The following is a 25152-nucleotide window of genomic DNA, read 5'->3' on the forward strand; positions in this document are numbered from 1 at the left end:
GCGGCGACGTTCGCGATAGCATATGACCGACTGAAACTACATTAATTACTCCAACAGCAACGCATCCTCATCATCGGTAAGGTTAAGCTGAATCGTATCACTCCCCGCAATCCCTTCAATACTGCCGCGGATGTGAGCGGCACTTAGCAGCACTTTATCCAATTGCTTTTCGCGGGCTTTCCAGAGTTTTTCCATGGCATCGCGTTCGCGCTGAATGGATTGGCGCATGCTCATATATCCTTCACGAATAGCCTTCCATTGCTCTGAAAACTCGCTGCTGGTAAGGTAATCATACAACAGGTGCATTTTATCACCTTTATTATCCTGTGATTTGGCCAGGTTTGATAATTTCATCACCCCATCCCTTAAAATGTAGGATACTGCCTTCACCTCATCAAAACTACAAATCCAAACCCCGTCACGCTCGCCAAAACAATCCATGCCTTTTGGGTAGCATTGGGTTACAATAACGGCTACATCAACCCCCATGCTGCGCATGTCTTTTTTAAGCTTCTCGATCCAGTCTGCCGAAAAAGCATTGGTACGCTTGCTTTCATAAATAATGCGGCCGCACTCCTGGCCAAACTGGTTACGCACAGTTTGTACGCAGTCGGCACCGCGTACACCCTTCCCTACTTCGCTTATGATATCGAACGGGAAATAATTGCGTAATAACTCTTCCAGTATCAACTCCTGGGCTTCGCCCTGCAGCTGCATAGAACCCTGCTCGGCTTTGCGCTTCATTTCATCGGCCAGTTTCTTCTGGTCGTCAAGCTGTTTTTCAAGCTCTTTTACCTTTAGCTGGTATTCGGTATCTTTTATGCTGTGGCGTTCTGCTTCCTGCTTGCGGATCTGATCGGTAAGTTCGTTCCGCTGCTCCTGCAGCTTGCGCTGTACGGCAAGCTCCATTTCCTCTTCCTTTTGGCGCAGTTGTTTCTCGCGCTGCAAAAATTCCAGCTCTTTCTGGCGTGATAGTTTTAGTTTTTCCTCTGTTTCAGCGGCTGAATTTTTGAGAAGTACAAGCTGGTTTTCAAAATCCTGGCTTATGGTTTTACGCAGGTTGTCTTCAAGCGTTTGCTGCAATTGCTTTTTTTCGTTGTTAAGCCTTTGTTCAAAGGCTGCCTGCTGCTGGCGCTCCTTATTTAAAAACTCCTCATCCTTTTTGCGGTATTCTTCTTCTTTTTGACGGGTATAATCCATCATTTTAACCCTGAGCTCTTTTTTATACTCCTCGGCCATTACCTCCTCTATCGGAAAACCGAAACCACAACTTGGGCACTTAACTTCTGTAGCCATATTATTTATATAAAAGCTGAGAGCTGAATGCACAAAGCTTTAAGCTAATAACTTGATTATTGATATTATTCAATTACTTAATAAAAGGAAAATATTTCCTGTAAATCAAAGATAGGGATTTTACTGTTTAGCACATGATATGGTAACCCATAAGGGGTTTTAACATTATTGTAACAAAATGAAACTACAATGATAACAATCTGTTGTAATTGCCGTTTAAAATACCGAAGTTTATAACATGCAGATATTGAGAATTGGAAAGGTAATGTGGAGTCACGATTATGACCTGGCCACATTAGGGTTGGCAAATGACGGAGGAGCATTATTTGCATTTACCCCGCCACCACACCATTATAACGGCGAAATTATACTTACCCCTAAAAGCCTTGTACTTGACGGCGATAGTTATGAACATATCCCGCTTGATAGCCTTGAGCAGTTATATTTAGGTTTTGACGAGCTTTACAAACGTTCGATGGTACGGAACAATGGTTTATTCTGGCAGCCGTTAAGATTACGCTACAGGCTAAAAGAAGAGCTTATCACCTTATATCTTATTGTTGATCATACTCTTTTTGGGGCTAAAAATCAATTGTGGTTTAATACCCTAAAACAACTGCTTTCCCGCAAGGCCTAAGCTGATCTTCTTTTCTCCCTCTTTTTACCGGCGCTTCTTTCAAAGCTAAGCAGTTGCTCAGCAAATTACCAATTCAGGTTGTAAAAATACCGTGTAACGGGTATTTTATAAAAAGAAACATAGTGACATATTTGCAGCGCATTATTTGCGCTAAATACCATTATCACTTTTTTATGAAAAAACTTGGTTTCCTGAGGCTATTCTCCTGCTTGCCCCTCATCGCAATCATCATTCCTGACATAACCGAAACGCTTATCAATCCGGAGTTTAAAGTACCCTTTACACATGTCGTAGCAAGCGCGGCCCTTATTTCAATAATTAGCATTTGCTCCTTAATAATCCGCTATCAAAAAAAACAGGGATTAAAAATGCAGTATCTGCATTCCCAAGCATAGATCTTCCACTGCCTGTATCATATAAAACAAGAAAACGGCGCGGGTTATCCGCGCCGTTCCTGTTAATATATTTTTGCATTTATTTGGCTTTGCCAAACTCACCATTTGCTTTAATAGCAACTTCGTCGCTTACCATAGCGTTGCCAAATTTTGAACCGAAGTTAAAATCAGAACGTTTGATGGTGCCGGTTAACTGGAAACCTGCATCATCAGCTTTGCTCATTGGGTTTTGGATGGTACCACGGTACCATAAATCAAATGAAGCCGGTTTGGTTACACCGTGTAAAGTTAAGTTACCGGTAAGTTTGTAGTGCTTATCAGATGTTTTGGTGATACCGGTGCTGGTAAAAGTAATAGTTGGGTAAGTAGCAACATCAAAAAAATCAGGGCTTGTGATGTGTTTATCGCGCTGATCATTATCTGTAGTTACTGAGGCCGTTTGTATGCTGATCTGAAATTTAGCGTCGCTGAAATCAGGTTTAGCGGCAGTGATGGTTGCATCATAGTTTTTAAAAATACCATCAACATCAGATACCATTAAGTGGGTTACTGTAAATTTAACGTTTGAGTGAGCTTTGTCTACAGTCCAGGTAGTTTGTGCTGATGCCGCCGTGTAGGTGAATGCTGCTGCTAACAGGATAAAAATCTTTTTCATCGTTTTAATTTCTTTTTTTTGTTTTTGATTTATGGCTCAAAAGTATGTAAATGATCCGGACTTCAAATAAAATAAATGTTTAAACATGTTTTTATTGAAATCGGATGACAATATACTACCATTTTAGTAGAACTTACAAGAAAAGTAAACTATTTCCGGGAAGATTTATACTTAGGTTTTTAAGGTTTTTTGTTTGTTACGGAGCATGATCAATGCCTTATCGGCCCTTACTTTACGGGTAGCCTCCTGTTTAGCCGAACCTACCCAATCACAATAACCTTGTTTGTATGATTTGGACAGGCTTGCAAAAAACGCATGGGCTTCAGCATCATTGTCAAGCAGGGCCTGCAGTTCGGCAGGTGTACCTTCAATATGTTCGCCGGGTTTAAGCATGGTTTTTCATCTGGGTTTACTTGCCGATAAAGATAATATTAATTGGCATAAACACCGGGCTGAAAAACCATAATTACGGCAAGTAAAACTATTAAAAGAAATGAGATAGCTAAAAGCGTGTCGATAAGCAGCCTTTGGTTTTTTGATTCCATATTACTTTACTTAAACAGTAAAAGCTGCAGGTTAGCTTACGGTTGAGTTATTGTGAAAACGGCAGCAGGCCGTAATTATTATAGTGATTTTGCACCAAAAGCCTATGTAACGCAAATTTTATAAAACCTAAGGCAAATAAAATTGTTACCTAACAATAATTGAGATTTTACTAAATTAAAGTAATTATGTGAGATAGCCCGGCGTAACACCCGGGCCATCTTTTTTTTAAAGAACTTATAACCAACTATATCCTCCCCATTTTTATATTCCTTTAACGCCGGTGAAATGGCTGCTCAAAAAAATCGTCAACCTTTTTATTAAAATCACCGGCATGTTCAACCAGTGTGCCATGGCCCGAATTGGGCAGGATCCATAAATAAGCGTTCGGAATATTCTCGGCTATCTGAACGGTGTGTGTTGTTACGATAAGGTCATGGTCGCCGGCAATAATAAGCGACGGGCATTTAATGGTTTTCAATGCCGATAGTTTAATATGGGGTTCTTTATAATCAAGCATAAACACCTTCCTGGCGTTCTTTTCTTTGGCGGTGATAAAATGATAATCCTTTTTGCTGGCATATTCCTTTTCCATATCCTTCCATAAAGAAGGGATCAGCGCTGTAGAATCGGGCCAGAGGTTGGCACCTGTAGAGGCCAGTTTGATTACTTTTTCCGGGTGACGCATAGCCATCACCAGCGCGTTAATGCCGCCGTCGCTCCATCCTATCACATAGGCCGAATCGATATGCATTACATCGAGCAGGGCAGCAAAATCATCGGCCATCATTTCAAAAGTAAGTGAATCGCGCGGATCGGCAGATTTACCGTGCGCGCGGCTGTCAACAGCTATAACTTTGTACTTTTTAGCAAAATAGGGTATGTTCTTTTCAAAAGCACTGATGCTGCCCCCATTACCGTGGATCATTAACAGGGGTTTGCCTTTACCATAAACTTCGGTATAAAGCTTTATCCCCCTAACATCATAATACTTACCGGCAGCGGCATTATCGCCATAAATAATACCTTTTTGCTGACTGCAGGCCATAAATGCCTGGCATACCAGTACAGCTAACAACAGTTTTTTTAACATCATGATCGTCCCGATTTAAGTTCATTAAATATACGTACATAATACATAGTTTAAACTTCCGTTGCCTGGCACAGCTATTATTTTTTAGATAGTGCTGTAAATCAAACATGTATTATATTTGCACACTTTAACAAAGCGCTTTTTAAACCATACGGTTAAAACAATATCATACCTATAATTATTTGTTATAGAATGAATGTTTATAAAGCTGTATACATATATGTTCATGCCTGCTACCTTTCCTAAAAAGTATAAAATAATTACTTCGCTTTTTTCTTTGCTATGCGTGCTTTTCGTCGCCAGGTGTTTCGGGCAACAGTCCGTAGCAGCCCCTAATCATTTTAAGTTTAAAACGGTTATTATCGATGCCGGGCACGGAGGAAAAGACCCCGGATCGCACGGGGCTTATTCAAAGGAAAAAAACGTTTCATTAAGTATCGCCAAAAAGTTAAGGGATGCCATAAATGATGAAATGAGCGGCATTAAAGTAGTAATGACCCGCAGTACCGATGTTTTTATTGAGTTGCACAAACGTACCGATATCGCTAACGATAATCACGGCAACCTGTTCATTTCCATTCATTGTAATTCATCGCCCCAGCGAAAAGGATCATCGCGGGGGACCTTGCTGCTTGTTTATGGCTTTCATCGCAGCCAGGAGCAGCGTGAAGCTTTGCGCGAAAATGCTTCGATATTTATAGAGAAGGATTACAAAGAAAAATATAACGGCTATGGCGATGACGCTGCGGTAAATACTATTGTACTTAACGCGTTTCAGCAAAAATACCGCAAGCAAAGCATCCAGTTTGGCGATTTGGTTGATAACCAGTTCCGCAAAACCAATGGAAGGCATAGTTTGGGTGTAAAGGAACAGGGTGTTTTGGTGTTAGCACAAAGCGGTATGCCTGCCGTACTGGTGGAAACCGGGTTTATCAATAATCCATCTGATGAAGCATATCTGAACTCGGCCAGCGGACAAAACGAAATTGTACGATCAATCCTAACAGCGCTAAAGCAATACCGCAATAATTTGGAGGGGAACTAAAAATAAATGAGGGCAGGAGGCAACATTTATATCCCTGCTGCCCTTATTTTATTTTACCCTGTGTATTATAAAGCCGTTATGAACAGTTTCCATGCCTACTTTAGGGTAATACTCCATAGCTGTTGCGGCCGAAAGCAATAAAAGCATAGTTTCATCGCCAATAGCTTCTTTAGTTAGTTCAATCAGCTTTTTGCCTATTCCTTCTTTTTGATAAGCTTTAGTAACCGCCAGGTCTGAAAGATAGCAGCTGTAACAAAAATCGGTTAGCGCTCGAGATATGCCTACCAGTTTATCACCATCCCAGGCGCTTACCACAAGGTTTGAGTTTTTGTACATCCTGGCAATCCGCTGCTCGTCATGGGTTGGGCGTTTCAGCCCGGCTGTATCATAAAGTTCTATCACTTGCCGGGCGGATGGTATTGTACCGGTTTTATAAGTTATTTCCATATTGTTATTGAGTTGTTTACAAGCTATTAATCAAATGTAAACAGCATCTGCGTTATCCCAATAAGCCAGGATTAAGAAAGCAGGTAGTCCAGCAAATATGAAAACGGGAAGCGGGCGGTAAGTTTTACAGCGTATCATTCAGACCGCTTTACCTAAGTGTTAGTTAATTACCATTTTTTAAAAATAACAAATACCGCCAGCACAATTAGCCCGAAACCTACCAAATGGTTCCAGCCCAGTTTTTCATTTTTGAAAAGCAGAGTTGTGAATATCATAAATACCGTGAGGGTAATGGCTTCCTGAATGGTTTTTAATTCAACCAGGGTAAAAGGGCCGCCGTTTTCCTTAAAGCCTCCTTCGTTAGCAGGTACCTGGAACAGGTATTCAAAGAATGCCAAGCCCCAGCTTATAAGTATAATGGCTATTAAGCTTAGGTTTTTGCCCCATTCGTACTCTTTAAACTTAAGGTGCCCATACCAGGCAAATGTCATAAAGGTGTTGGATATAAACAGAAATGTAACAGTGCGCAAGCCTTTCATCAATACAATTTTTTGTGTAAATATCAATAAATTGAGATTGATAACACCAGCGGCTGTAAATTGTTATGCTATTATTTATAACAATTTAGAATTTAAAAACCAGTTCGGCACCAAGCGAAAGGGAGTTCCAGTTTTGTTTTCCCGAAACATCGCCCAAAGTTAGTTTCTGGGAAAAAAAATTATATTTTGATTCGATGCTGACCCCTAACTTAGGAGTTATCGGAAATATCACCCCTACTTTAGGAGCATAATATAATGATTGCGACCATTTATCATAAACAAATGGATCTACGCCGTCAATTTCATAACCTACAGCAAAATCAGTAAAATATACCCCTAAGTTCACACCGCCATATACCCGGAAGTTATCGGCTATATCAATATTGTAAGCAGCACCACCATACGCGGCAATTACGGGCATATCCGCATAATACGTATTAGCAGTTGAGCCTGTACCTTCAACTTCCTCTGAAATTAAATATTCATCGGGCTTAAAGTTCATGTACCCTACGCTCAGATTTGCTGTAAAAGGGCCTAAGAACCTGTAAACGCTGGCATTAAAACTATTGGCAGGCTTAAAGGTATAATTAAAATTGCCCTGCGGAATATCAACACCTGTACCTGCGGCTATGCCCCAGCCATCGCTAAAATTAACGGCGCCACTGCCTCCCCCACCATACGTTAATGCCCGGCTTGAATGATGCTGGGCCATAGCAGCATTAAAACAACAAAACAGTATAACTATTAAAAATATCTTAAAACAGACAGCTGATTTTTTCATGAGGAGTAAGTGCGCCTTACGGGGAGAAGTTAGATAATGGTGTTTAGGGTTCATTTACCCGTAAAAATAAAAAAATAAAGTTAACCCCGAACACTAAATTAATTTCATAACATGTAAAGCCACAAAAAAGCCCGGCCTAAATAAACCGGGCAACAGGGCTTTAAGGGTACTAAACAATATATTTGGTTTATAATGATTAATGTTAAAAACTACGATAACCGGCCGAGGCCCGTAATTTATTATTGCAACTGCGAACCTGGCCTGTCGCCAAGTTTCCGGATATAGCCTATGCCCAATGTACAAGCAATTATAAAAAGAAATAAAAAGCATTCAATGTATATATGAAACGGCGAAATATCTTGAAAACGACCAACTATAAAAGTAGAAATATCAGGCAGTAATAAGCCGAACAATGGAAAGCCGGCAAACATTCTTAAAATTGCTAATTTTTCCATAATATTTTGAGGGATAAGTCGAATACGCCTAATTTAAAACTTTAAAGAGTAAAAAAAAATAATATTTATTAAAAAGCAATAAATATTTTCGATATGGTTAATGAAAAGTTTTGTAAGATTTAAACAGTATCAGAGTTTATAATATTCCTCAATTGAGCGGCCTATTTCCTGCAGAGGGATTAGATGATCTCCAAAACGATGCTCGATAATTTCCCAGTAACCTTTTGTTAACCTGGTTATGGTGTAAAAAGCCGAGTAGTTTAATACACTGAAAGTGGTTTCATTAACAACCGAAGGTATGATTTTATAAGTCCGCTTATTAACTCTTAGTTTAAAAGGCTCCATGGGCAATCCGTTTACCCAAAAATATTGTGTAGTATACAGATATACAAGCGTGACGCACCCCGTATTTTAACCCATTTTACACTACGTATTTTCACCCTCAAAAAAGGGTTAAAAAGGCATTGCTTTTACCAATTCAAGTACATTTTGTTTTATCGCGGGATCGTTTTCAATAATCTGCACAAGCTCATTATCATCTGAAACAGAAACTATTACAAAGTTTCTATCCTGATTCCAGAAACTACCGCTTATAACAACTTTGCCATTGCTTTTAAGATCATCGTAATAACCATTTCTATCAACTAAACATTGTTCGTTATCCGCAAGGCTGTCAATCTCTTGAAAAAAAAGCATCACGTGATGCGGATCTTTATAGGCTGATGCATGTACCATAAGTTGACTATTTTATTTAATACTTAATTATTAAACTGATTAAGCTAAACAAGTAACCTCTGTTAATATGTTACCCTGAGCATTAAAATAAAACCCATAACCGCCACGCAAAGGCGCAGGGGCTTGCGTTACAGCTACTCCCCCTTTTACCAGCCGGTCATAAACTTCGGCAACCTGTTCATGACTGTCAACCAAAAAACCGATATGAAAAGCATCGGGGTAACTGTTATTGCCATTCCGGTTAAAGGTATCAGCCATAAGCACCAGGATAAAACCATCCTCGCCTTCCATTACGGCCAGCATATTATTACCTTTTACACCGGTACATTTAAAGTTAAAATATTGCTCAAAAAATTTAGAGCAGGCGGCAACATCGGTCACCGACAAATTAACATGATTAAGTTTAATAGTTGTTGCTGACATAATTATTAAGGCTTTAATGCTTTTAAAACCAACCCCAGTGCTTGTTCCATCAGTTTATCATCCAATTTAAAACTGCTATTCACATAGCTGTTGCCCTGATTATGAAATTTGATAAGCTGATAAAGCGGCGCATATGCTACTGCCCAATAAACCTCAAAAGGCAGTGGTATCAGTTGCTGCTTTTCTTCTGCATTACGCATAAATGCGCCCAGTACCTGTCCAAAATTAACAGTAAGCATAGCAGTTACTTTTTCATAAAAATGGGTATAGCGCATAATTTCAATAAATTCCATATCTAACGGACATTGCATGAAATACTCGAGGCGGTTGCGCCATTGTACCCTCAGCCCATCTGTAAAATCCATATCAGGCGAAAAATTTTGAAGACTAAAAGTCATCATCTTTTCGGCTACACCAACGCAAATACTGCTTATTAATTCTTCTTTATCTTTATAATAAATATAGATAGTAGCGGGTGATACCCCTGCCGACCGCGCAAGCTTATTCACCCCAAAACCGTCAAGACCTTCAGCCACTATCAATTCTATCGCCTTCTGGCGTATTTGGTATTCTTTATGTTCGTCACGTGGCCTCATTTCAACACAAAGATAAGTGAGCGTTCGCTTATTTAAAAATTTATTTTTATTCCTTTCGGGTATAGGCTAAAAACTTGTATCATCCTAAAAAAATCTATAAAAAACACGAACGTTAAAACAATAACCGGGAATGCAATGTTCTATCATCACTTAATTAATAATTACTATAAATTGAAGAGGCATTTTATAAAGATGCTTTCAAAATAGTTACCTGGCTGATTTTGGAGGTTTCAATTAAATGAATGCAATTTTATTTAAATTACAAAGAAATAATACGTACCTTAGCATTGTCATACTAAATGTTAATAATTATGGAAAAATTAATAATATTGAGAATGTTCTTTTGCTTCCCGCTTGTTGGTCTGTTGGTTCCGGATGCAGGTATTTTGCTGTCAAACTTCCCTGGCAAGGTTCCGGTAATTCACGTTGTAATTGAGGTAGCATTATTGGTGTGCATTGCGCTTTGTACAGCCGCGATAGCATATGGAAAAAAACGGAATCAGGACAGGACAAACGAAGCTTCTTTTTCCTGATCATTGATTAAAAAATAAAGGAATAGTCCTGCCCGGTTGTAATTAAACTCTTTAAAATTGGGGCTTTTACGCCCCAATTTTATCCCCAATGCCCATCCCCCCCACTCTTTTCTTATCAGTTATAAGATATTTCATTATGGTATAAGTTTTGCCATAGTCAATAACAGTTTTTTATTGATATTTGATAAACCGCTGCCGTGTTCATGAAAAAAATTCTATTTCTACTTTTTTTGCCGCTATGTTCACTTGCCCAAACAGCAAGTAAATATATCCAGGAGGGAAACTCAAAAGCCAATGTAAGGAATTACAAAGATGCCATACAAGATTTTACACGTGCTATAGAATTAAACAACAAAAACGCAGACGTTTTTTATTACAGGGCCAATGCATATGGCAACCTCAAAGACTATAAAGCAGCTATTAATGATTATGCTCAGGCCATTGTCCTAAAAGCCGATTTAACCAACGCCTACCTGTATAAAGCCAATGCAGAGGCTGCCATACAAGATTATCAGGCCGCCATTATTGATTTTGACCGCGCGATAGCGTTAGGACCTAAAACTGCAGACATGTTTCACTACAGGGGCAATGCCAAAAGTAATATGAGCGATTATACCGGCGCTATTGCCGATTTTACCACGGCACTTCAATTTACACCAAATAACGCCGATCTTTACAAGTACCGGGGCCTGGCCAAAAACAATAATAACGATTTTACCGGAGCCATTGCTGATTATAATATGGCTGTTAAACTAAGCCCTAACAGCGCCGAAATCTATCAATACATGGCAGGCAGCAAGGCCAGCATAAACGATTATAATGGCGCTATTGCTGATTATACCAAAACACTATCGCTTAATCCCGATAACGCTGAAGCTTATTTTTACCGGGCAAATACCAGGGCAAAACTAAATGATTTTAAAGGCGCGGTTGATGATTATAAAAAAGCGGCCGCTATCAACCCCAACCTTAAAAACCTTTTGCTTTACATGGCCAATGCCCAAAGCAGCCTGGGCGATTCAAATGGCGCTCTTGATTATTTCAACAAGGCAATTGCTCAATTTCCCCGGAATGCGAATCTGTACCTGTATCGTGGAATTATTAAAAGCGACAAAAAAGATAATCATGGCGCGTTGGAAGATTTTAACAAAGCTATTGCCCTTGACCCCAAAAACGGTGATGCATACCAAAGCCGTTCATTTTCAAAGCTGGCATTAGGTAATTACGAAGGCGCCAGAGCCGATGCCGATTCGGCAATTAAAATAAACCCTAACAGCATAAGTGCTTACGTAACCTTAAGCAAAGCTAAAATGGCCATGAAGGATACCGCGGGAGTGATTACCGATTTAACAAAAGCAATCAACCTGAACAGTAAAAGCGATGAAGCTTACCTGTCGCGCGGCGATGCTTATCGCGATTTGGGGGTTCCGTTAGCTGCTATTAACGACTATACGAAGGCCATTGCTATAAACCCGGTTTATACTTATGCCTTTTTAAACCGGGCCATTGAAAAAACCAAACTGGGCGATTATGCCGCAGCTGTAACTGACCTCGAAAAACTGATCAGTATTGCCCCGCAACAACAAAATGGTTATTCACGATTGGGTAAAATCAATAATTTTTATAAATACACTAACAATGGCGTACAAATATTTAACAAGGCTATAGCACTTAACCCTGCAAATGCTGATTTTTACCTTTATCGGGGTGAAGCAAAAGCCGCCACCGGCGATGCAAAAGGGGCCATGGCCGATTATAATACCGGTGTACTTAAAGCCTCTAAAAATATCACACTATTGTTGAAGCGGGGCCTGGCCAAAGCAGACGCTGAAGACAACAACGGTGCCATAGCCGATTTGAGCAACGCACTAAAAATTGACTCATTATCAGATTCAACCGCTTTAGTATGGCAAGCGCGGGGTTTTGTAAAAGCCAAACTTAAAAACTATAAAGGCGCCCTCGCTGATCTCGACCGTGCCGTGTCAATTTACTCAAACGACGAAACCTTTTTAATCAGGGGCGATACTAAAATGGCTATGAAGGATTATGCCGGCGCTGCCGATGATTATCATAATGCCATTTATATGAACGATACCAATGTAAAAGCTTACTCGCATAGCGGTATTGCTAAAAGTAGTCTCGGGGACGCCCAGGGAGTGAAAGAAGATTTTGCAGCCGTGTTTAAACTTGCCCCTAACAACCCTGATCTATATATTGACAGGGCTGCCGCCAAAATAAATTTAAAAGATCTGAACGGAGCAATTTTGGACTGTAATACCGCTATAAACCTTGACGCGAAAAATGGCCGTGCTTATCTACAAAGGGGGCTTGCAAAAATAGCACTTGATGATAAAACCGGCGGCTGCGCCGATATGAATAAAGCTTTAAGTATGGGCGCAAAAGAAGCATCTGATTTCATTATAAAATATTGCAAATAACAATAACTTTTCATTTACAATACTCGTATAATAAGTAACTATTAACTGATCTATAAATAACAACCAAGCCCCGAAAGGGGCTTTTACATTTACGCGGACTTGGAGTGGCTATACCGCCTTCTTATCTTCTATATGTAATTGCGCGCGTAGCTCTTTCAATTCCATTTCGTAGGCGCGCATACGGGCCTGTAAAATATCAACCTCGGTACGCATCATTTGCATTTCGGTAATAAGCTTGGCCGATTCGGGTTTATTGATTATTTTTTCGCCTGTACCAAGAATAAGCCATTCGGGCGAGTATTTAAGCTGGAAACAGAGTTTGCGGATAAGATAATAGCTAATATCCTGCTTTTTGTTGATCACCTTGCTAATGAAACCCTGATCAACACCAATGGCCCCGGCAAGCCCCAGCTGGCCGCCGTGCTCTTTAACAACTACCTTTAACCGTTTTATAATCGCTTCGTCAGACATAAGTGACTGCAATAATAATCATTTTGTTTATCCATGCAATATATAATTGCTTTATTGAACAAGCACCCAAAACAAAAAAGGTCAAATGCCCCAACAGCAGATGACCTTAAAGTAAAACTAACCAACAAAAACTATATATGACAATAAAATAAACTCAGGTTAAACCATAAATTATTTATTTACTAAATTTTCAAGCAGCTCGCCAAGCTTATCATTATAAACCGGCAAACTGATCTTTCCTGCATGGTACTCATCTGCTATCTGTTGCAGGTTTGCATCTATTTTTTGCTTCGCATCGTTACGAATATTCGTATGACAGGTATCAGCACTGAGCCCGGCATTAATTTTACTTATTTTTTGATCCATGCATCGTTTCATCAGTAACGGCTGCACATCATTCGCGTTTTTCAGCAATAAGTTAACCCTGCTGCGTTGTTGCTTATCAAACTGTAAAATAACAAATACCAGTCCGAGCCCCGCTATCATAAACAAATAAAAATAATCCATATAAAGCTCTGATATTAAACATTCATTATACATTTTAATACGAAGCCAATAAAATAAGGTTGCATAATATTTAAAACTTTTTTCGAATATTTTTCTAACACAAAAATCCCCGCGCACAAATTTTAAAATATGTATAAAAAGCCGACCTTTACATTCACAATCTCTTAACAAAAGAAATACATAAAATTGCGATCATTATGAAACCGGGCGATAAGGTAATTTGTATAAATGACAAAATAGATCCTGAAAAGATGACTGAAATACGGCAGGACTTTGAGATTTGGATCACCAAAGATAAGGAATACACCATACGCGAAATACTTGATAACAATGGTATTGTAACCGGCCTGTTGTTGGAAGAAGTACACAATTTCCCCAAATTTTTTAAACTGATAAACCGCTTCCAGGAACCTGCTTTTGCCCAGTGGCGTTTCCGCAAACTAAACTACGCAAGTCCGGAAGCCGAAGCTGTTAGCGAAGATTTGGAGCTGGTTGAGCATATTGAAAAAGAACAACAGCTGGTAAAAGTAAAATAGCGTCGGGACCTGCATCCCGGCCCTCCTTCAGGCAACAATGATCGCTTTGTTAAAATAAGTTAAACATTTGCTGCAACCTATTCATAAACGGATATTTATATAGCGAACCTGCTGCATATAATTATCTGTCTGTATGAAAAAGTTACCCGCATTGTTTTCACTGGCAACCTCAATTGGATTGTGGTATGCCTGTACCCAGCACCCGCAAAACAAAAACGCTATTGATAAGTCTGCCGTAAAAATCAGCAACCATGGCGTTAACATTGCCTATACAGATACAGGCAAAGGTGATACCACATTGCTTTTTGTACATGGACGACGCATTAACAAAAGTTACTTTAACAATCAGGTAAAATACCTTGGTAATAAATGCCGGGTTATTACGATTGATTTGCCTGGTTATGGCCAATCAAGTAAAAGCCACAACTAATAGACGGTGAATGATCTCAAGCCTGTAAAACGGTATTTAAAGCAATTTTAACAACATGGTCAATTATGAATTAAATGCCAAACAGCATATTTTATAGCTAATTTAATACGCATAATCACTTGCAGCACCCTCTTCTACAAGTTGTGTAAGCAAAGCTTTCAATACAGCTTCGCGGGTCCATTGCTGTTCGGGTGACGAGGCGTCCTCTTTATACCATTGCAAGGGGGTGTTAATTTCGATGCGGGCCCTGTAGGCAAAGTTTTTGGTTGGGTGTAATTTGGTACCCTCGTAACTATTCAGATTTTCGGCTTTAATGATCCGGGCAAGGTCACGGATCCGGATATCTACCTGAAGGCATTCATCAATTGAGTTTTTAAAATCCTGTTTATCCTCCAGCCACAAAGTAAGCACTTCATCGGTAATATCGTGTTCGGCAATAGTTATCCGGCTGTAATCATAATCAACCGATATAATAAGCCACCAAAGCTGGCTTTTAAGTTTTTGAGAAATTTTTATCATGATAATTAGTGTATTGATTTCGTATTATTTTAATTGAGAATTTAAGGCCGTAATACCTGCAACCAGGTTATGACCGTTTAAAAGCGGGCATCCATCCCGGCATATACTTTTGGATAGCAGCAATTTCATCTCTATATTTTTCACATGCAGTTTTGTAACCCTCAAAGCGCTGCAAAGCCTCATGTTCATTCAAAGTATCTCGATTATTTTGATTGCTATTACTTCCTGTCAATTGCCGCAGGGCCGAAAATACTATATACATGGTGGTATGATATTGATTATTTATTGATATTATTTCTTGATTTTAAATTACAGAACATCGTACTTAACAAAAGAATACTCTTTATAAAACGAAACGAACATTTTGATTTGTAAATAATTTGACTTACATTAGCGTTTATCAACGAAACAAATATACAGAATAATCTTTATTATAATCAAGAAAAATCTTTAAATTATTTTCATCATGGAAGACGAGATAAAACCAAACAAAATAAAGATTGTACGGCCCGAAACATTGGAGTTTATCATACTTTACAATCAGCTTAAGGGAAAAGCTTTTAACGGAAATGCTCAATTAGCTGAAGCGTTAGGCTTTAACTCGCCAAGCTCAATCACTGAAATAATAAAGAGCCGACAGAACATAGACCCAGAAAAACTCCGTATTTTTAAAGAAAAATACAAAGAATACATAATCGGAGACAAAAAACAGAATTTCTCTAAATCAAAGCCTGTATCCAAACACAGTGAGGGCATACCTATGTATGAAATTTCTGCAACCGCTTCAGGCGTAGAAGTATATAACGACATTAATGATTCACAGCCGGTTGGTCATATGAATTTCCCGGGCATTGAGGATTGCGATTTCGCACTTCCGGTTTGGGGGCACAGTATGTACCCATATCTTGAAAACGGCTGCTGGGTTGCACTAAAAATAATTCATGACAAAAAGATCCTGCCCGGCGAGGTTTATTACATCGAGTGGGGAGATTACCGAATGTATAAACGCCTGCTTGCAGGGGATAGCCCTGATGAAGTAATTGCACATTCAGATAATACAACCGAAATGGTTGGCAACCGGCTCAAATATGCCCCATTTATTATAAAAGTAGCCGACATCAAAAAACTTTGCCTTGTTAAAGACATCCACAAAAAGCATAACCATTAACCAGCATGGCGGTAGAATTTATTAAAAGAACAACAAATTCAACCGCCATTGTTGCCTGCCCGGTGAGCGGTTATCATACCTATAAATTAACATCCAAACAGTATTATAAAACGGGCCACAGCGAAATAAGCCGATTATTTATTACAAAAATCAAGCTATCATAGCTTAAAACTTCGTTATTTTTAATTACAATTTGCTTGACAGATAAAATCTGGCTACCCTCAATGATATACCGCAGATATTAGCTTTTGTAGCTGACGCAATACCTGGCATGAAGGCAGCAGGTAATTTTCAATGGGATGATGACTACCCCAATAAACAAGTATTTACAGAGGACATTAACCTTAACCAACTTTGGGTGGCCGAAGCTACAGGAGCAATTGCGGGTGTAGCTGCCATAACTACCGATCAGGATGCAGAATATGCGCAGGCCGGGCTTGATATCGGCGAAGCCGTTATAGTTACGCATCGGCTTGCTGTAAACATTAACTACCAGGGCCGGGGCGTCGCAACGGCACTTCTCAAGCAGGCCGAACATGAAGCTACACAGCGCGGAATAAATATATTACGAATTGACACCAATATTGCAAACCTGGCAACGCAAAAGCTGTTCCCAAAGCTGGGCTATGTTTTGGCGGGCGAGATTAGCCTGGATATAAGGCCGGGCTTAAGATTTCTGTGCTACGAAAAACGGCTCAATAGCAAACAATAACAACCTACAACAGCTACCCGGTATATCTAACCTTTTTCCTTAAAGCTTCACATATTTACACAAAACTCACAACCATTTCTCAATAGTTATTCACAAATGGGCATTTTATCAACAATGCCTTTTTAGTTTATTTTTTATTCAATTATATTTATAGTAATTATAAACCGCAGGCCTCTGCCGGAGTGATAAAGTTGTAATAAAAGAGAAGAAGATGGAACCTATCATGATACTGGTAATCGCGGCTATTATTGCTGCCATAATGTTAGTTGAATTTAACAAACGGCAAAACACAAAAATTGGCGATAGTAGTCATATAACCGCCGATGTGCAACAACTATACCTGCTTAAAGCTGCAGAACATAAAATAGAAGTAATTGAAGATTTACAAAAGAATGCTGCTAATACAAACAATGCCATTGTAACGAGTATTGAACAGGAGTTGACACGCTTAACAGGAGCTTTTGAAAAAGGCGATATCAAATTGAAAGAATTTAACCTCAAGCTTGACAGCTTACTTAGTAACCTCGATGTTAACAATTCACTGGCACAAGCTTCATAAACAATAAGTTACTTAATTGCGCCGGCTTGCATATATCACTTTAAAAGTGTTACATACCCCGACAGCGGTTTCTTACCATCTTTAAGGTCAACAACGTAATAATAAGTCCCGGCCGACAGCACGTACCCATTAAAAGATCCGTTCCAATTTTTAGCATAACCTACCGAACGGAATATTCCGGCGCCATATCTGTTAAACACATTCACGGTGCAATTTGGATACGCGGCAAGCCCGGCTATGCTCCAGGTGTCGTTAACGCCATCGCCATTAGGGGTAAAAGCATTCGGGATAACCATTTGTTCAAGCACGTTAACTTTGATGGTGGCTGATGCTTGGCACCCGCCAGCTGTTGACACAGTTAGCGTATAAACAGTAGTTGCCGTTGGCGATGCAGTTGGGCTTAAGATAGCTGAATTACTTAACCCTACTGAAGGCGACCAGCTATAATCTATAACACCATCTGATTTAATTGGGGACAAGACAATACTTTCACCCCGTTTTATAGTAAGCTCTCCGTTAAATGCCACAGTAGGCAGTGCTTTAGTTTCAATGGAAAGCTCATTGCTGGTACCCGGCATGGTACATTGTGCAGCGCTGCTTATTGTGCAGGTTAACAAATCACCGTTTTTCAGGGTATTACTTGTAAACTTATCGCTGTTTTCGCCAACGTTAACATGATTCAATTGCCACTGATAACTTGGGTTACTACCCGCATTAGGCGATGTGGCTGTAAAGATTTGATCCGCCCCCTCGCAAGAGTAATAGCCCATCAAGAGGCAGTAGCCATTTTGTTAATTAAAAAGTTAAACACCTGGTTATTGCCTCTATTGTTATATTTAAATGTGAACTCATTCAGGTATGATTGCAAATGTCTGAGCGATACTTTATGGTATTGACCATATATCCCCCGTTTTAACAATGTCCAAAAGCCCTCAATCGTATTGGTGTGATACTCTCCCCGGGCATACTCTTCTTTTTCCTTGTTTAATACCTGATGTTCACGGAATATTTTATTTAAACCGGCATATCCACCAAAGCCGTCCGTTACAATAGTAGCATCTGTGCTCACTGATTGTTCAACAATGGGTTTGAGCGTTTTCCCATGTGCCTTATCTATGACCTGAAGCTTTAGACGGCCATCCCGCTCCAATAACCCAATCACGGGCTGTTTATCCTGCATGCCGGTGACCTGCAAATTATTATCGCGCCTTTCCTGCCGCTTTTTCTTTGAGTGATTGGCTTTTTTACCACCTAAATAAGTCTCATCTACCTCAACAATACCCTTAAACAAACCGCCATCCCCGCCGTCCCGCATGGCTTCCCGTATCCGCATCTGCAAATACCAGCCTGTCTTACGATTGCATCCCAGATCCCTGCTTAACTGACGTGCAGATAACCCCTTTTTCGCATTCAGCATTAATGAAATAGCCAAAAACCATTGCGGCAAAGGAAGTTTGGTGCCCTCGAAAACAGTGCCGACCAAAACGCTATAGCTGCGGTTACAGCTATTGCAAATATGCCGTTGGCTTTCCTGGCGCTTGCTGCTCCGTTTGCTGTTGCAATACGGGCATTCTGGCAATCCTTGCCATCTTAATCCTTCAAGATAGTCTATGCAACTGGACTGATCTGGAAAACGCTTAATCGTCTCTATGATATTCATTATCATAAATATACAAATTATTCCTGCCTTTTCATGGGCTATTACTCTCGCAAGCCGGATAAACACCCGATGTTAAAATAGTTACAACCGGAGTTATCCGAGGTTCATATACAGGCGATACTGGAAGAGAAGTTGCACCGGCCGGGTTATCGGTACAATCACTGGTATTGATGAGGGTAACAGTTACTTTATCGGCGGCGGTAATAGTTGCAGGTGCCGGAAACGTTTTTCCACCATTATTTTGAGCGATACCGTTAATCAGCCAGCGATAAACGGGGTTAATACCTTCGCTCCCATTGGTGTTGGCCACAAAAGTTACAGATTGGCCCGGACAAACCAAGTCAGGTTGCTCCACTGTTACCGTTGGGGTTACCAATGGCTTATATACAGGCGATACCGGAAGAGAAGTTACACCGGCCGGGTTATCGGTACAATCACTGGTATTAATGAGGGTAACAGTTATTTTATCGGCAGCAGTAATAGTTGCAGGTACCAGAAACGTTTTTCCACCATTATTTTGAGCGATACCGTTAACCAGCCAGCGATAAACAGGGTTAATACCTTCGCTCCCATTAGTATTAGCCACAAAAGTTACAGACTGGCCTGGACAAACCAAGTCAGGTTGTACCACTGTTACCGTTGGCGTTACCAATGGCTTATATACAGGCGATACCGGAAGAGAAGTTACACCGGCCGGGTTATCGGTACAATCACTGGTATTGATGAGGGTAACAGTTATTTTATCAGCAGCAGTAATAGCTGCAGGTGCCGGAAACGTTTTTCCACCATTATTTTGTGCGATACCGTTAACCAGCCAGCGATAAACAGGGTTAATACCTTCGCTCCCATTAGTATTAGCCACAAAAATTACAGACTGGCCCGGACAAACCAAGTCAGGTTGTTCCACTGTTACCGTTGGTGTTACCAATGGCTTATATACAGGCGATACCGGAGCTGAAGTAGCACTCAGAGGACCACAATCGCTTGCATTGGTCAACGTAACAGTTACCTTATCAGCCGTCGTGATAGTAGCGGGTGCCGGCAATGTTTTATTGTTATTATGCTGATCGACATTATTAATCTCCCAGCGGTAAACAGAATTGGGAACTTCGGTGCCATGGGTATTTGCCACAAATGTGACCGACCGCCCCTGACAAGCCAAATCTGGCTGCTCCACCGTAACCATTGGGAGTGTTAACGGTATATACATGGGTGATGCCGGAGCCGAAGTAACAGATGGCGTACTTGTACAATCAGTGTTATTGGTAAGCGTAACCGTTATTACATCACTACTGCTAATTTCAGAACTTATAAAATTTACGCTGTTGGCACCCTGAGGACTTCCGTTTACATACCACTGATAATTGGCATGGTCACCACCGTTTGCTGATAAGGCCACAAGTATTACCTGTTCGCCGGGACAACTTAAAATCTGTTGATTAATGCTTACCTCCGGCGTCACAATCGATTTTACGCCCCCATTTACCGGCACATGAACATCTACAGCCCCTGTTGATTTAAGCAACACATCGCCTGCCAGGTCGCCGGCAGGTGCGGTCGCTGCGGAACGAACATAAACTGCAATCCCGTCTCCATCAGGTGGCAGTTCTAAATCGGCAAGCGGTATAATAATAGTGCTGCCGTAGCCTCCACCAGGTGTCAATGACACTTCAAAATTGGCGGGGGCGATAACAATCCCATTATTAGTAAGACTAACTCCCGACACTGTAAATTGCTGATAATTTGCAGATGCCGAGCCAAAGCAGGTGGTAATTATACCACTAACATTGCTGCCACTAATAACAGGCCTTGCCACATCAGCAACCTCTATACTCAAAATAAACTTACTGCTGCCGCCGGCATTATATGCAGTGACGGTATAATTAGTAGCGGGCCAGAGTACAGTTGGGGTACCGGTGATGACTCCCGTGCGTGGATCAAAGGTTAAGCCGGGGGGTAAAGCTTTATCTATCGTATATCCGGTTGCTATAACCCGTTTGATAGAATTTTTACCATATTCGGCCACATATAAATTACCATCAGGACCAATTGTTATACCGCTCGGACTGCTAAAATGGACTTCATTGCCAACCCCGCTATCGACTCCTACCGAGCCTCCGCCTGCTATAGTTTTAACTTCCCTATCAGGCGAAATTCGCCGCACAGTGCCCGCCCCGCCATCAGTTACGTATAAATTACCGGAAGCATCAACTGTTATCCCTACAGGATATTGAAAGTTAGCTGCTGCCCCGACTCCATCGTTGCCCGTTCCGAAGTTACCACTACCCGCTATTGTTGAAACCTGCCCGTTAGGAGTAATTTTACGGATCACAAAACCACCCTGATCTGCAACGAATATATTTCCGTTTTTATCAACTACAAGCCCGGCCGGCTTGTTAAACTTTGCAGCAGGCCCAATACCATCTAACGTACCCGCTGCAGGCTGTCCCGCAAGCGTATATACATACCCGGACGGAGAAATCTTACGGATTGCATTATTCCCATCTGACACATACAAATTATCATCCTTGTCAATTGCAATACCATTAGGATTAATGATATTTGCTACATTACCTGGGCCATCAGCAGTTCCAGCTTGGCTAATACCCGCAAAAACAGTAACTATCCCAGAAGGAGTAATTTTTAGTACATTATGATTACTATAATTTGCAACAAATAAATTACCGCTTTTATCCTTAACTACACCACGGGGGTTGTTAAGCTTTGGTACATTAAAAGGTGGCCCGGGTAGAGCATCGGTGCCTATTGACGAAACCTGTCCCGAGGCGCTTATCATGCGGATCCCTCCGCCGCTTTCAGCTATATAAGTATTTCCGTCGGTATCCATGCTTATACCATACGGCAATTTAAATTGCGCAGTGGCTGCATCGCCATTTGCATTGCCAAACTGCCCTGTGCCCGCTATAACCTTGGTTTCGCCATAAATTGTAGCAGGTACCGCCCCTCCGGTATTTGAGGGATTCAATGCCGGTATTGCGGCGCCAATAATGTAAACATTTGGGGTAGTATAGGTAATATCAGGTTTCTGGCCAAAAGCTGAAAAAGCTGCAAGCCAAAGCACAAGTACTGTTATTGCCGGTTTCAAAAAATTGCGGCGCATTACAACTACTTTAAATTGCCATCAAGTTCAGGAGTCCACGGGTGCGGAGCACAATAAATGTAAATATAATTGATCATCAAACTGTAGGTAAGGTATAGTAATATGGTTATTTCAATGGGTTATCAGTTATTAATAGCCTATACTAAAATAAGCTTTTTCCGGTAACTCTTAATCAAATAATTAATTTAACATGATTAAGCTATACAATTCCACTCACCTGCAAAAACAAAAAAAGCCGGACTAAGCCGGCTAATATTTTTAAAAAGAAGAATAATGTTTTAGTTGGTATTAATTACGTCTGAAGCCACCTTTTTGGCCACCGCCGTTAAAGCCAGGACCTTTATCTTCGGCTACGTTAACCGTGATCCTGCGGCCATAATAACTTGCTCCATTCATGCAACGTATCGCTTCTTTCGCTTCATCCTCGTTAACCATCTCCACAAAACCAAAACCCTTACTCTCTTTTGTTTCGCGATCCTTAATGATCCTGAGCGATTTAACCGGCCCAAAATCACCAAAAACAGCTGTTAATTCGGCCTCATCTACTTCTAAAGGAAGACCTGCAATAAATACTTTCATCAATGTTTTTAAAATTTGCGTAAAGGTACAAAAAAAGAGCCGGATTCCTGCCTCTCCGGGCACTAATGATGATTAGGTAATGGCTTTTTTACCTTCATATTACTGAATAAAACTTCCAAACCAAATGTTAAAAACAGAACCGGATTTTATTTGAGTTGTAGCTCGAAGCTTCCCTCAACGCGGTAAAAAGGAGAGTCAGACTTATCGTCTTTAGCTAAAAAGGTAAAGAAAGTACCTTTAGCAATCATATTTTCGTGATTATACTGATCTATATCAATCTTACCAAAATCCTGTTGCCCAGCATATTTGGTCAGGGTATATTGAAGTAATGGTTTTTTTTCATCAACCTTAAATAAAAACTGGCTTCCGGCTACGTCGCTGCTGGTTTTCACCGAAGCCAATCCTAACGAGCTGATGCCAAAACTCATGTTATGCGCCTTATTGATTGCTGTGATGCCAAAGTATTTGTTATCGCCATTATGCACGTTTATGAATGCAATTGAATCCTGGCTGGCATCAAAAGTGTAAGTAGAATCTTCGATGGTAACTTTTAAAGTACCTTTACCTGCAAGAAAATTACCCGGAGTATTTATAATGTTTACTGATGATACGCTGTCCTTACTGCCTGATGTTTTAACCGCGCTGATATCTTTCACTTCCTCGTCTTTTTGACAGGAAGTTAAAGCCACCGAAATGGATAAACTTAGTAAAACAAACCATTTAGTAAAACTGGTACGTATCATAGGCTTACTGGCGAATAAACATAGCAATAAATAATTACAAATTTCATTAAATATGGTTAAACGAATTAATTTTTTAACTTTTTTTAACCTTTATATGAATATACGTCAATAGTCATGCTAAAGTTGCCGGTTTATGCGCGGTAATGCACTTTTAATAAAAATGCAAAAAACGGACAAGCTACGGCCTATTTTCAGGAATTTTCACCATCCAAAATGTAAAAATTAAAACACAAATTACAGACAATATACTGTTAATCAAATCAATATCGGCCAATTAAAACACTTCGCCCACATTAATAAACAAGCCTTTTGACCCTTCGCGCCCGAAACCATAATCAATGGCTATGTTGGTTTTGGATACCTTATTCAGTTTAACCCTTAAACCGGCTCCAAAACCGGGCTGCACAGTTTGCAAAGCCGTACCCGGTGCCGCCGAAAACGACTCGCCGTTTACAAAAGCTACCCCTCCAAGTAAGCCATTACGGGTTATTTTAAACCGGTATTCGCTTTCAAAGTAAACCATTTGCGCCCCTCTAAACCTACCCTGTATGTATCCGCGCCCGGTAGTAAAGCTCGGGTCATGCCCTGTAGCGGGCAGGTCGAGATATGCCGGCCGACCATTAATTACCAGCCAATTGTATGACCAAAAGGCCAGCACGTTATCCGAGCTTTCCGGAAACCTGAAGTATTTGCGCACATCAACAATTAAAGAGCGCCAGGCAGTTGTACTGCCTAAAAAAGTATAATTATCCCGGTACTGTAATGAGGTGTAAAATCCGCGCGACGCATTGATCGGGTTATCGCGACTGTCATAGAGCCCGCTAAACGTTATCCCGGTTGATATAGCGCGGCTAACAGGGCCGTACCTTTCATAGTCGGACGTTTTTCCGTTTAACTGCCCTTTCTCGTACATATTCCATCTGTCATCAAAAATATATCCCAAACCGGCGTAAAAATTTCCGGTTATATTGCGCAAAACAGTTTCATGAAAACGAAAAAAACTATAAACCAGGGGATTTTCATTATCCCTGTCAGAATTACTGCCTAAGCCAAAACTGCTTTGCGGATATTTGTAAAACCTGAAATCGCCTATAAAATCATATTTATTATTTTTCGACCATATGTTTGATTGGATGGGGACGATCACCTGCTTATTTTGAGTGTAAGCAGGGTTTACCGTTATAGTGGAGATCCGGGTATCGGGTGCTAACCTGAAAATCACATTGCCCGATATAGTACCCGCCAGCCCTGTTTGTAAAGTGTAACCTATAGCCGGAATAATTGATATTACCGGTTTTGAAGTTACAGAATCAACTTTGCCGGGCTTCTTGCTTTCACCAAAAATGGATCCTATAACGTCAAATATATCTTTTTCAAAAGTAGTGTCGGGATGGGTAACCAGTATTGTATCTTTATATTTAGTGTGCCCTATCGGGATGTATCTTTTATCCTGGGCGTGTACTCTGATACTTATGAGCAGGCCTGCAAAAATTAAAATGCTTGTTTTATTAATACCCATTATAATTATTCGATGCA

At 40.4% G+C, this 25152-nt stretch carries 31 protein-coding genes; 9 read left to right on the forward strand and 22 right to left on the reverse strand.

Annotated features, from left to right (window positions below; translation table 11 throughout):
- Window positions 1-45: 45 nt before the first annotated feature.
- Window positions 46-1296 carry a DUF2130 domain-containing protein gene (locus J3L18_RS14665; protein ID WP_167516194.1) on the reverse strand — a complete coding sequence of 417 codons (1251 nt, stop codon included), beginning with the start codon at window positions 1294-1296 and terminating at the stop codon, window positions 46-48.
- Window positions 1297-1534: 238 nt separating this feature from the next.
- Here J3L18_RS14665 and J3L18_RS14670 point away from each other — a divergent pair, with 238 nt between their 5' ends.
- A complete protein-coding gene (locus J3L18_RS14670) occupies window positions 1535-1933 on the forward strand; it encodes a hypothetical protein (RefSeq protein ID WP_129568859.1) in 399 nt (132 codons plus the stop codon).
- Window positions 1934-2407: 474 nt separating this feature from the next.
- Here the strand turns inward: J3L18_RS14670 and J3L18_RS14675 are convergent, their stop codons facing one another.
- The 3 genes from J3L18_RS14675 to J3L18_RS14685 all read right to left on the reverse strand — a co-directional run bounded on the left by J3L18_RS14675 (window position 2408) and on the right by J3L18_RS14685 (window position 4622).
- On the reverse strand, window positions 2408-2983 hold the full coding sequence (locus tag J3L18_RS14675; protein ID WP_090523809.1) for a YceI family protein: 576 nt from the start codon (window positions 2981-2983) through the stop codon (window positions 2408-2410).
- 171 nt (window positions 2984-3154) lie between these two features.
- Window positions 3155-3376, reverse strand: coding sequence for a YdeI/OmpD-associated family protein (locus J3L18_RS14680; protein WP_129568858.1), 222 nt, complete (start codon window positions 3374-3376; stop codon window positions 3155-3157).
- A gap of 424 nt (window positions 3377-3800) precedes the next feature.
- A complete protein-coding gene (locus J3L18_RS14685) occupies window positions 3801-4622 on the reverse strand; it encodes an alpha/beta fold hydrolase (protein WP_129568857.1) in 822 nt (273 codons plus the stop codon).
- Between the two features lie 223 nt (window positions 4623-4845).
- On the opposite strand from J3L18_RS14685, the gene J3L18_RS14690 reads away from it, so the two are divergent.
- Window positions 4846-5664 (forward strand): N-acetylmuramoyl-L-alanine amidase family protein, encoded by an 819-nt coding sequence (locus tag J3L18_RS14690; protein ID WP_189549150.1) that lies wholly within the window; start codon window positions 4846-4848, stop codon window positions 5662-5664.
- A 48-nt stretch (window positions 5665-5712) separates the two neighbouring features.
- On the opposite strand, the gene J3L18_RS14695 is transcribed toward J3L18_RS14690, so the two are convergent.
- The 8 genes from J3L18_RS14695 to J3L18_RS14730 all read right to left on the reverse strand — a co-directional run bounded on the left by J3L18_RS14695 (window position 5713) and on the right by J3L18_RS14730 (window position 9640).
- Complete coding sequence (locus tag J3L18_RS14695) at window positions 5713-6111, reverse strand: GNAT family N-acetyltransferase (protein ID WP_129568855.1); 399 nt, start codon at window positions 6109-6111, stop codon at window positions 5713-5715.
- A 167-nt stretch (window positions 6112-6278) separates the two neighbouring features.
- Complete coding sequence (locus J3L18_RS14700) at window positions 6279-6650, reverse strand: DMT family protein (protein ID WP_091163254.1); 372 nt, start codon at window positions 6648-6650, stop codon at window positions 6279-6281.
- An 85-nt stretch (window positions 6651-6735) separates the two neighbouring features.
- A complete protein-coding gene (locus J3L18_RS14705; RefSeq protein WP_129568854.1) occupies window positions 6736-7362 on the reverse strand; it encodes a hypothetical protein in 627 nt (208 codons plus the stop codon).
- Window positions 7363-7670: 308 nt separating this feature from the next.
- On the reverse strand, window positions 7671-7886 hold the full coding sequence (locus tag J3L18_RS14710; protein ID WP_129568853.1) for a hypothetical protein: 216 nt from the start codon (window positions 7884-7886) through the stop codon (window positions 7671-7673).
- Between the two features lie 129 nt (window positions 7887-8015).
- Complete coding sequence (locus J3L18_RS14715) at window positions 8016-8231, reverse strand: hypothetical protein (RefSeq protein WP_091163252.1); 216 nt, start codon at window positions 8229-8231, stop codon at window positions 8016-8018.
- A gap of 108 nt (window positions 8232-8339) precedes the next feature.
- Window positions 8340-8621: a YciI family protein gene (locus J3L18_RS14720; protein ID WP_129568852.1), complete on the reverse strand. Its 282-nt coding sequence runs from the start codon at window positions 8619-8621 to the stop codon at window positions 8340-8342.
- Between the two features lie 39 nt (window positions 8622-8660).
- The gene (locus J3L18_RS14725) at window positions 8661-9044 is read right to left on the reverse strand and encodes a VOC family protein (RefSeq protein ID WP_223266135.1); all 384 of its coding nucleotides are present in this window, start codon (window positions 9042-9044) and stop codon (window positions 8661-8663) included.
- A gap of 5 nt (window positions 9045-9049) precedes the next feature.
- Complete coding sequence (locus J3L18_RS14730) at window positions 9050-9640, reverse strand: TetR/AcrR family transcriptional regulator (RefSeq protein ID WP_129568851.1); 591 nt, start codon at window positions 9638-9640, stop codon at window positions 9050-9052.
- Between the two features lie 311 nt (window positions 9641-9951).
- On the opposite strand from J3L18_RS14730, the gene J3L18_RS14735 reads away from it, so the two are divergent.
- Together J3L18_RS14735 and J3L18_RS14740 are read left to right on the forward strand one after the other, a co-directional pair.
- Window positions 9952-10173 (forward strand): hypothetical protein, encoded by a 222-nt coding sequence (locus tag J3L18_RS14735; protein WP_129568850.1) that lies wholly within the window; start codon window positions 9952-9954, stop codon window positions 10171-10173.
- Between the two features lie 203 nt (window positions 10174-10376).
- Window positions 10377-12611 carry a tetratricopeptide repeat protein gene (locus tag J3L18_RS14740; protein ID WP_129568849.1) on the forward strand — a complete coding sequence of 745 codons (2235 nt, stop codon included), beginning with the start codon at window positions 10377-10379 and terminating at the stop codon, window positions 12609-12611.
- 108 nt (window positions 12612-12719) lie between these two features.
- Here the strand turns inward: J3L18_RS14740 and J3L18_RS14745 are convergent, their stop codons facing one another.
- On the reverse strand, window positions 12720-13082 hold the full coding sequence (locus J3L18_RS14745) for a helix-turn-helix domain-containing protein (protein ID WP_129568848.1): 363 nt from the start codon (window positions 13080-13082) through the stop codon (window positions 12720-12722).
- 171 nt (window positions 13083-13253) lie between these two features.
- On the reverse strand, window positions 13254-13589 hold the full coding sequence (locus tag J3L18_RS14750; RefSeq protein ID WP_129568847.1) for a hypothetical protein: 336 nt from the start codon (window positions 13587-13589) through the stop codon (window positions 13254-13256).
- Between the two features lie 251 nt (window positions 13590-13840).
- On the opposite strand from J3L18_RS14750, the gene J3L18_RS14755 reads away from it, so the two are divergent.
- Both J3L18_RS14755 and J3L18_RS14760 read left to right on the forward strand, forming a co-directional pair.
- A complete protein-coding gene (locus J3L18_RS14755; protein ID WP_129568846.1) occupies window positions 13841-14125 on the forward strand; it encodes a hypothetical protein in 285 nt (94 codons plus the stop codon).
- Between the two features lie 133 nt (window positions 14126-14258).
- Window positions 14259-14555 carry an alpha/beta fold hydrolase gene (locus J3L18_RS14760; RefSeq protein WP_129568845.1) on the forward strand — a complete coding sequence of 99 codons (297 nt, stop codon included), beginning with the start codon at window positions 14259-14261 and terminating at the stop codon, window positions 14553-14555.
- Window positions 14556-14657: 102 nt separating this feature from the next.
- Here J3L18_RS14760 and J3L18_RS14765 read toward each other — a convergent pair whose 3' ends face one another.
- Entirely contained in the window at window positions 14658-15074 is a 417-nt protein-coding gene (locus J3L18_RS14765; protein WP_129568844.1) for a hypothetical protein, read from the reverse strand.
- 67 nt (window positions 15075-15141) lie between these two features.
- Window positions 15142-15336, reverse strand: coding sequence for a hypothetical protein (locus J3L18_RS14770; protein ID WP_129568843.1), 195 nt, complete (start codon window positions 15334-15336; stop codon window positions 15142-15144).
- A 204-nt stretch (window positions 15337-15540) separates the two neighbouring features.
- Here J3L18_RS14770 and J3L18_RS14775 point away from each other — a divergent pair, with 204 nt between their 5' ends.
- From J3L18_RS14775 to J3L18_RS14785, 3 genes are all read left to right on the forward strand, one after another.
- Complete coding sequence (locus J3L18_RS14775; protein WP_129568842.1) at window positions 15541-16242, forward strand: S24 family peptidase; 702 nt, start codon at window positions 15541-15543, stop codon at window positions 16240-16242.
- Window positions 16243-16513: 271 nt separating this feature from the next.
- On the forward strand, window positions 16514-16954 hold the full coding sequence (locus J3L18_RS14780; RefSeq protein WP_129568841.1) for a GNAT family N-acetyltransferase: 441 nt from the start codon (window positions 16514-16516) through the stop codon (window positions 16952-16954).
- A 211-nt stretch (window positions 16955-17165) separates the two neighbouring features.
- Window positions 17166-17513 (forward strand): hypothetical protein, encoded by a 348-nt coding sequence (locus tag J3L18_RS14785; RefSeq protein ID WP_129568840.1) that lies wholly within the window; start codon window positions 17166-17168, stop codon window positions 17511-17513.
- Window positions 17514-17548: 35 nt separating this feature from the next.
- Here the strand turns inward: J3L18_RS14785 and J3L18_RS14790 are convergent, their stop codons facing one another.
- The 6 genes from J3L18_RS14790 to J3L18_RS14815 all read right to left on the reverse strand — a co-directional run bounded on the left by J3L18_RS14790 (window position 17549) and on the right by J3L18_RS14815 (window position 25135).
- Window positions 17549-18283: a T9SS type B sorting domain-containing protein gene (locus tag J3L18_RS14790; RefSeq protein ID WP_208102438.1), complete on the reverse strand. Its 735-nt coding sequence runs from the start codon at window positions 18281-18283 to the stop codon at window positions 17549-17551.
- On the reverse strand, window positions 18283-19173 hold the full coding sequence (locus J3L18_RS14795; protein WP_189549506.1) for an IS1595 family transposase: 891 nt from the start codon (window positions 19171-19173) through the stop codon (window positions 18283-18285). The genes J3L18_RS14790 and J3L18_RS14795 overlap by 1 nt, the downstream gene beginning before the upstream one ends.
- Before the next feature lie 31 nt (window positions 19174-19204).
- Window positions 19205-22294 (reverse strand): putative Ig domain-containing protein, encoded by a 3090-nt coding sequence (locus tag J3L18_RS14800; protein ID WP_208102437.1) that lies wholly within the window; start codon window positions 22292-22294, stop codon window positions 19205-19207.
- Between the two features lie 288 nt (window positions 22295-22582).
- Window positions 22583-22873 (reverse strand): RNA recognition motif domain-containing protein, encoded by a 291-nt coding sequence (locus J3L18_RS14805; protein ID WP_090523751.1) that lies wholly within the window; start codon window positions 22871-22873, stop codon window positions 22583-22585.
- Window positions 22874-23019: 146 nt separating this feature from the next.
- Window positions 23020-23616 carry a hypothetical protein gene (locus J3L18_RS14810; protein WP_090523746.1) on the reverse strand — a complete coding sequence of 199 codons (597 nt, stop codon included), beginning with the start codon at window positions 23614-23616 and terminating at the stop codon, window positions 23020-23022.
- 274 nt (window positions 23617-23890) lie between these two features.
- Window positions 23891-25135 carry a BamA/TamA family outer membrane protein gene (locus tag J3L18_RS14815; RefSeq protein ID WP_129570568.1) on the reverse strand — a complete coding sequence of 415 codons (1245 nt, stop codon included), beginning with the start codon at window positions 25133-25135 and terminating at the stop codon, window positions 23891-23893.
- Window positions 25136-25152: the final 17 nt, after the last annotated feature.

Source organism: Mucilaginibacter gossypii (assembly GCF_017569325.2).
Classification (GTDB): Bacteria; Bacteroidota; Bacteroidia; order Sphingobacteriales; family Sphingobacteriaceae; genus Mucilaginibacter; species Mucilaginibacter gossypii.

Bases quoted from the DNA above. Each gene is read 5' to 3' on its own strand.
- J3L18_RS14750 (WP_129568847.1), bottom strand. From the start codon at position 13,589: ATGGATTATTTTTATTTGTTTATGATAGCGGGGCTCGGACTGGTATTT.
- J3L18_RS14755 (WP_129568846.1), top strand. From the start codon at position 13,841: ATGACTGAAATACGGCAGGACTTTGAGATTTGGATCACCAAAGATAAG.
- J3L18_RS14700 (WP_091163254.1), bottom strand. From the start codon at position 6,650: ATGAAAGGCTTGCGCACTGTTACATTTCTGTTTATATCCAACACCTTT.
- J3L18_RS14715 (WP_091163252.1), bottom strand. From the start codon at position 8,231: ATGGAGCCTTTTAAACTAAGAGTTAATAAGCGGACTTATAAAATCATA.
- J3L18_RS14720 (WP_129568852.1), bottom strand. From the start codon at position 8,621: ATGGTACATGCATCAGCCTATAAAGATCCGCATCACGTGATGCTTTTT.
- J3L18_RS14790 (WP_208102438.1), bottom strand. From the start codon at position 18,283: ATGGGCTATTACTCTTGCGAGGGGGCGGATCAAATCTTTACAGCCACA.
- J3L18_RS14800 (WP_208102437.1), bottom strand. From the start codon at position 22,294: ATGCGCCGCAATTTTTTGAAACCGGCAATAACAGTACTTGTGCTTTGG.
- J3L18_RS14765 (WP_129568844.1), bottom strand. From the start codon at position 15,074: ATGATAAAAATTTCTCAAAAACTTAAAAGCCAGCTTTGGTGGCTTATT.
- J3L18_RS14780 (WP_129568841.1), top strand. From the start codon at position 16,514: ATGAAGGCAGCAGGTAATTTTCAATGGGATGATGACTACCCCAATAAA.
- J3L18_RS14670 (WP_129568859.1), top strand. From the start codon at position 1,535: ATGCAGATATTGAGAATTGGAAAGGTAATGTGGAGTCACGATTATGAC.
- J3L18_RS14695 (WP_129568855.1), bottom strand. From the start codon at position 6,111: ATGGAAATAACTTATAAAACCGGTACAATACCATCCGCCCGGCAAGTG.
- J3L18_RS14795 (WP_189549506.1), bottom strand. From the start codon at position 19,173: ATGAATATCATAGAGACGATTAAGCGTTTTCCAGATCAGTCCAGTTGC.
- J3L18_RS14805 (WP_090523751.1), bottom strand. From the start codon at position 22,873: ATGAAAGTATTTATTGCAGGTCTTCCTTTAGAAGTAGATGAGGCCGAA.
- J3L18_RS14745 (WP_129568848.1), bottom strand. From the start codon at position 13,082: ATGTCTGACGAAGCGATTATAAAACGGTTAAAGGTAGTTGTTAAAGAG.
- J3L18_RS14775 (WP_129568842.1), top strand. From the start codon at position 15,541: ATGGAAGACGAGATAAAACCAAACAAAATAAAGATTGTACGGCCCGAA.
- J3L18_RS14760 (WP_129568845.1), top strand. From the start codon at position 14,259: ATGAAAAAGTTACCCGCATTGTTTTCACTGGCAACCTCAATTGGATTG.
- J3L18_RS14770 (WP_129568843.1), bottom strand. From the start codon at position 15,336: ATGTATATAGTATTTTCGGCCCTGCGGCAATTGACAGGAAGTAATAGC.
- J3L18_RS14735 (WP_129568850.1), top strand. From the start codon at position 9,952: ATGGAAAAATTAATAATATTGAGAATGTTCTTTTGCTTCCCGCTTGTT.
- J3L18_RS14690 (WP_189549150.1), top strand. From the start codon at position 4,846: ATGCCTGCTACCTTTCCTAAAAAGTATAAAATAATTACTTCGCTTTTT.
- J3L18_RS14685 (WP_129568857.1), bottom strand. From the start codon at position 4,622: ATGATGTTAAAAAAACTGTTGTTAGCTGTACTGGTATGCCAGGCATTT.
- J3L18_RS14665 (WP_167516194.1), bottom strand. From the start codon at position 1,296: ATGGCTACAGAAGTTAAGTGCCCAAGTTGTGGTTTCGGTTTTCCGATA.
- J3L18_RS14785 (WP_129568840.1), top strand. From the start codon at position 17,166: ATGGAACCTATCATGATACTGGTAATCGCGGCTATTATTGCTGCCATA.
- J3L18_RS14675 (WP_090523809.1), bottom strand. From the start codon at position 2,983: ATGAAAAAGATTTTTATCCTGTTAGCAGCAGCATTCACCTACACGGCG.
- J3L18_RS14705 (WP_129568854.1), bottom strand. From the start codon at position 7,362: ATGGCCCAGCATCATTCAAGCCGGGCATTAACGTATGGTGGGGGAGGC.
- J3L18_RS14815 (WP_129570568.1), bottom strand. From the start codon at position 25,135: ATGGGTATTAATAAAACAAGCATTTTAATTTTTGCAGGCCTGCTCATA.
- J3L18_RS14740 (WP_129568849.1), top strand. From the start codon at position 10,377: ATGAAAAAAATTCTATTTCTACTTTTTTTGCCGCTATGTTCACTTGCC.
- J3L18_RS14810 (WP_090523746.1), bottom strand. From the start codon at position 23,616: ATGATACGTACCAGTTTTACTAAATGGTTTGTTTTACTAAGTTTATCC.
- J3L18_RS14725 (WP_223266135.1), bottom strand. From the start codon at position 9,044: ATGTCAGCAACAACTATTAAACTTAATCATGTTAATTTGTCGGTGACC.
- J3L18_RS14710 (WP_129568853.1), bottom strand. From the start codon at position 7,886: ATGGAAAAATTAGCAATTTTAAGAATGTTTGCCGGCTTTCCATTGTTC.
- J3L18_RS14680 (WP_129568858.1), bottom strand. From the start codon at position 3,376: ATGCTTAAACCCGGCGAACATATTGAAGGTACACCTGCCGAACTGCAG.
- J3L18_RS14730 (WP_129568851.1), bottom strand. From the start codon at position 9,640: ATGAGGCCACGTGACGAACATAAAGAATACCAAATACGCCAGAAGGCG.